Annotated in this window: 5 protein-coding genes; 1 reads left to right on the top strand and 4 read right to left on the bottom strand. The window is 57.6% G+C overall.

The genetic code is table 11. The annotated features are described in order from the left end of the window. The coding region (locus tag CPT76_RS05365; protein ID WP_146116165.1) for an aldo/keto reductase at window positions 1-353 on the top strand (353 nt) is incomplete at its 5' end. Window positions 354-500: 147 nt separating this feature from the next. On the opposite strand, the gene CPT76_RS05360 is transcribed toward CPT76_RS05365, so the two are convergent. From CPT76_RS05360 to CPT76_RS05345, 4 genes are all read right to left on the bottom strand, one after another. After that, window positions 501-1463 carry a carbon-nitrogen hydrolase family protein gene (locus tag CPT76_RS05360; RefSeq protein WP_181152696.1) on the bottom strand — a complete coding sequence of 321 codons (963 nt, stop codon included), beginning with the start codon at window positions 1461-1463 and terminating at the stop codon, window positions 501-503. 19 nt (window positions 1464-1482) lie between these two features. Continuing rightward, window positions 1483-2475 carry an ABC transporter ATP-binding protein gene (locus CPT76_RS05355; RefSeq protein WP_105442171.1) on the bottom strand — a complete coding sequence of 331 codons (993 nt, stop codon included), beginning with the start codon at window positions 2473-2475 and terminating at the stop codon, window positions 1483-1485. A gap of 13 nt (window positions 2476-2488) precedes the next feature. Next, window positions 2489-3388: an ABC transporter permease gene (locus CPT76_RS05350; RefSeq protein WP_105442170.1), complete on the bottom strand. Its 900-nt coding sequence runs from the start codon at window positions 3386-3388 to the stop codon at window positions 2489-2491. Window positions 3389-3402: 14 nt separating this feature from the next. Beyond that, window positions 3403-4341, bottom strand: a 939-nt coding sequence (locus CPT76_RS05345) for an ABC transporter permease (RefSeq protein WP_105442169.1), incomplete at its 5' end; no start/stop codon positions are given.

Genomic DNA, 4341 nt, shown 5'->3' with positions numbered 1-4341 from the left:
CCTGCGCCTGGCATGAAGCCGAGCAGTTTCCGCTCTTCTCCTGGTCTTCCCAGGCAAGAGGCTTCTTTACCGGCCGGTTTACGCCGGAAGTCCGCGACAACGCCGACCTGGTCCGCGTATTCTACAGCGACGCCAACTGGGAGCGCCTGGAGCGTGCGAAGCAGCTTGGCGAGGAGCGCGGCGTGACCGCCATCCAAATCGCCCTCGCTTACGTGCTGAACCAGCCGTTCCCGACCTGCGCCCTGATTGGCGCCCAGTCGGCAGAAGAGCTGCGTTCCTGCGACGAGGGCTCCCGGATTCAGCTGAGCCGTGCGGAGCTTGACTGGCTGGACCTGACTTCGGACGAACGCTAAAGCTATACAGCAGCGGTAAGCTGGGCTGCATTCCCTGACCTCTAGTCGTTCCGACGCCGAGCATGTCAAGCATAACAACAAGCCGCCTTCTCCCTAGTCTAACAGACCAGGCAGAGGGCGGCTTTTGTTCGTTATCGGCAGACGAGTTTACACGATGACGGCGGCCGACGGCTTGGGGAGCAGCTTATTTTCCGAGCTGCCGGCCCACTTGCCGTTCCGGGTTATGCCGCTCAGCATGTGCAGATATATGTCAGGCCTCCAGTCCGGCACACCGGTCAGCGGATTGTGCTCAAACAACGGGAGCCGGCCTCCCGCCTGGCTCAAATCGAGGGTCGCCAGCACGACCGCCTCCTTGTCCTCGACCGGCGCCCCCTTGTATTCCGAGCCGATGTGGCTTGCAGGACCGACGATCATGCTGCCACCTGGAAAATATGAATCGTAATCCTGGCCGACAAGGTTCGAGCTGACGATAAACGTGCCGTTCTCCAGTGATCTCGATTTGAGCGTCGTGTAATACAGGTCCTGCCATCCTTCCACATTGTGGATCGTCGTCGGATTCAAATATATCCGCGAACCAAGCGCGGTATAATGCCGGACCAGTTCAGGGAAGCAGTAGGAATCATAACAGATGCCGACCCCCACTGGTCCCCATGGCGTGTCGAACATGAGCGGCTCGCTGCCCTTTGTCGCCCATAGTGACTCCTTGGCTGCCGGATGGATTTTGCGGTAGGCGCCGATTACGCCTTCCGGGCCGATCACGGCCGCGGAATTGTAGATGATATCCGGGTCCGCCGCATCCCGCTCCGGCATCCCAAGCACGACATACACACCGTATTCCTTGGACAGCTCAGCAAGGGCCAGCGTCGATTCGCCGGGCACCGTTTCGGCATTTTGCCTCTGCATTTCAGGGTCGTCATCCTTGACACCGTAGCCGGTTAGCGCGGTTTCCGGGAACAATATCAAATCCGCGCCCTGCTTCGCCGCCGTCCGCACATAGCCTTTCATGCGCTTCAAATTATCCGCCTTATCCCCCCATTTGGGATGAAAATTTATCGCAGCTACCGTAACGATGTCCTGAACCTCGCTAGAGCCGAACTTTGGATTTGTCATCGTATATTCACACACCCTTCTACAAATTTTGAACGGCCGCCATTCCTTCATGTACCAGCAAGCACGCCGTGTGATGACCCTCACCTACCTCAACGAGAGCTGGCACATTCTGTGCGCAGCGCGCTTCAGCGAACATGCACCGTGTCCGGAAGCGGCAGCCGGACGGCGGATTCAGCGGACTCGGGAGGTCACCCTTCAGCAGCTCGGTTTCCGGCGCTTTGCGAACGGCCAGGTCCACCGAGGGCACCGACTTAAGAAGCGCCTGCGTGTAAGGATGCCGTGGATTCGCGAAAACTTCTTCCTTCGGCCCCTTCTCCACGACGCCGCCCAAATACATCACCATGACATCGTCGCTCATATATTCCACCACGTGCAGATCGTGGGAAATAAAGATCAGCGACAGGTCGAACTCCTTTTTCAGATCTTGAAACAGGTTCAGCACCTGGGCCTGCACCGATTTGTCCAGCGCCGACACCGCCTCGTCGGCAATGACGATGTCCGGTTCGAGCACAAGCGCCCTGGCAATGGCCACGCGCTGCCTCTGCCCGCCGCTTAAATGATGCGGATACTTCGCGGCATAGGATTTGGGCAAGCCTACCGCATCCAAATAACGGTATGCCTGCGTACTGGCAGCAGCCCGCCCGGTTCCATTGGCCCACAGCGGGAACGCCACATTGTCCAGAATAGTCAGCTTCGGATTCAGCGAAGAATAAGGATTTTGAAACACCATTTGAATCCGTTTCCTCATTTTCTTCAAATCGGAACCGCCGAGCTTCAGCAAATCCTCGTTCTTGTATCGGACCTGCCCTTGGTCAGGCTCAATCAGCCTCATGATCAGCCGGGCCAAAGTAGACTTGCCGCATCCGGACTCGCCGACAATGCCGAGCGTACCCTTGGATTTCAGCGTGAAGGATACCCCGTTGACGGCGGACACCCCTCCCTTGCTCTGTCCGAACATCCCCCGCAGGGGAAAGGTCTTGCTGACATCGGTCACTTCAAGAATGTGCTCCATCTGTTATCCCTCCTTAACTTTTGCTGTCCAGTACATCCGACAAGGCGTCGGATACGATGTTGAGCGCAAGCGATGTGACGAATATAAAGATGCCCGGGACGATCGTAACGATGGGGTCAATAAATATGACTTGTTTCAAATTGTTCAGCATAAATCCCCACTCCGGCGTCGGCGGCGATACGCCAAGTCCCAGAAAGCTCAGACCGGACGCGAGCATGAGGCAGATGCCGATCTGGGTCGTGCTGTAGACAAACAGTCGAGAAAAAATGTTGTTTACGACATGAAAACGGATGATGAGCCCCGTTCCGGCCCCGCTGGACAGCGCGGCTTCGATATACTCCTCCTTCTTCACCTCCTTCACGGCCGTTTCGGCAATGCGGGCAATCGGCGGAATGAAGACGATCGTCGCCGAGATCATGATGTTGCTGATGCCCGGACCGAGCGAAGCGGAGATACCGATGGCCAGCAGAATCGCCGGGAACGAGAACATAATATCCAGCGTGCGCATGATGAGCGTGTTGACGATACCTTTAAAATATCCGGCAATGATTCCAAGCCCGCCTCCTAGGATAACGGCGATCATGACTGGAACGATGCCTGACAGCAGGCTCAGCCGCCCCCCGTACAAGATCCGGGTAAGCAAATCCCGGCCTTGTTCATCCGTGCCAAGAAGATGTCCCGCCGACCCGACAGGGAGAAGCCTCTCTTTGACGTTACCCGCGTAAGGATCATACGGGGACAGCCACGGGGCGGCGATGCAGGCGAGGATGATCGCGACAAGAATGACCAGCGCGACCAGCGCCGCTCTCCGCCTGCAGAACGCCCGCCATCGTTCGGCAGCCTGCGAGGGCTGTTTTGGCAAACTTGCGGCCGAAGCCGCATCGGGAACAATGGATTGAACATTGGTAGCCATGCTGCCCACTCCTTTCAAGAATGCCTTACTCTTGGATCAAGAACCGCATGCAGTGAGTCGACTGCCAGATTGATGAGAACAAAAGCGACAGCTACCACAAGAACGCCCGATTGGACGATGGGAAAGTCCCGCTGCCCGATCGCCTGGTAGATCAACTGGCCGATGCCGGGCCAGGCAAAGACCGTTTCCACGAGGACGGAGCCGCCGATCAAATAGCCGAATTGGAGCCCGGCCACCGTCAAAATGGTCGGCATGCCGTTCTTGAGCACATGGCGCAGCACTTTGCCTGCCGGCGCACCTTTGGCCTGCAGTGCGAACACGAAGTCCTGCTGGAGCAAACCCGCGATCGTACTGCGCACCATCCGGGTCATAACGCCAAGCGTCGTCAGGGAGGCCGCAATCGTCGGGAGGATCAGGTGCCTGAAGGTATCCAGCAGTCCTCCACCCCCGATACTCTGCATCCCGGAGGAAGGGAGCCAGCCGAGACTGACGGAGAATATCCCGATCAGAATCAGCGCGGCCCAGAAATTCGGCATGCCAATCCCCGCGAGTCCCAGCACGTTGAACAGGGCAGCCGCCCACGATTTGGGACGGTATGCACTGTAAACGCCAATGGCCAGGCCGAGGCCGAACGAAACGACGGCGGAAGCCGCCGCCAGGAGCAGCGTATTTCCTACAGCCGGGAGCAGCAGTTCGCTGACCGGCAGCCGCTTGATGATAGATGTCCCCATATCCCCTTGAAACATATGGACGAGCCAATAGATGAACTGCACATAAATTGGCTTGTCGAGCCCAAGCTCGCGTGTTACCCGCATCCGCTCTTCCTCGGTCGCATCCGCAGGAACGATCGTGTTGACGGGATCTCCGGGGACCATTTGGAGCATCAGAAACACGATGATGGATACGCCAAACAGCGTGGGGATGAACAGAAGCAGACGTTTACTGATAAAAGC

This window comes from Paenibacillus sp. AR247 (genome assembly GCF_002968895.1).
Lineage (GTDB): Bacteria > Bacillota > Bacilli > Paenibacillales > Paenibacillaceae > Paenibacillus_AQ > Paenibacillus_AQ favisporus.
Note: the sequence above shows the minus strand (reverse complement) of the source record. Positions and strands in the feature narration are given on the sequence as shown.

Coding starts and splice junctions, on each gene's coding strand:
- CPT76_RS05360 (WP_181152696.1), bottom strand. CDS start 1,463: ATGACAAATCCAAAGTTCGGCTCTAGCGAGGTTCAGGACATCGTTACG.
- CPT76_RS05350 (WP_105442170.1), bottom strand. CDS start 3,388: ATGGCTACCAATGTTCAATCCATTGTTCCCGATGCGGCTTCGGCCGCA.
- CPT76_RS05355 (WP_105442171.1), bottom strand. CDS start 2,475: ATGGAGCACATTCTTGAAGTGACCGATGTCAGCAAGACCTTTCCCCTG.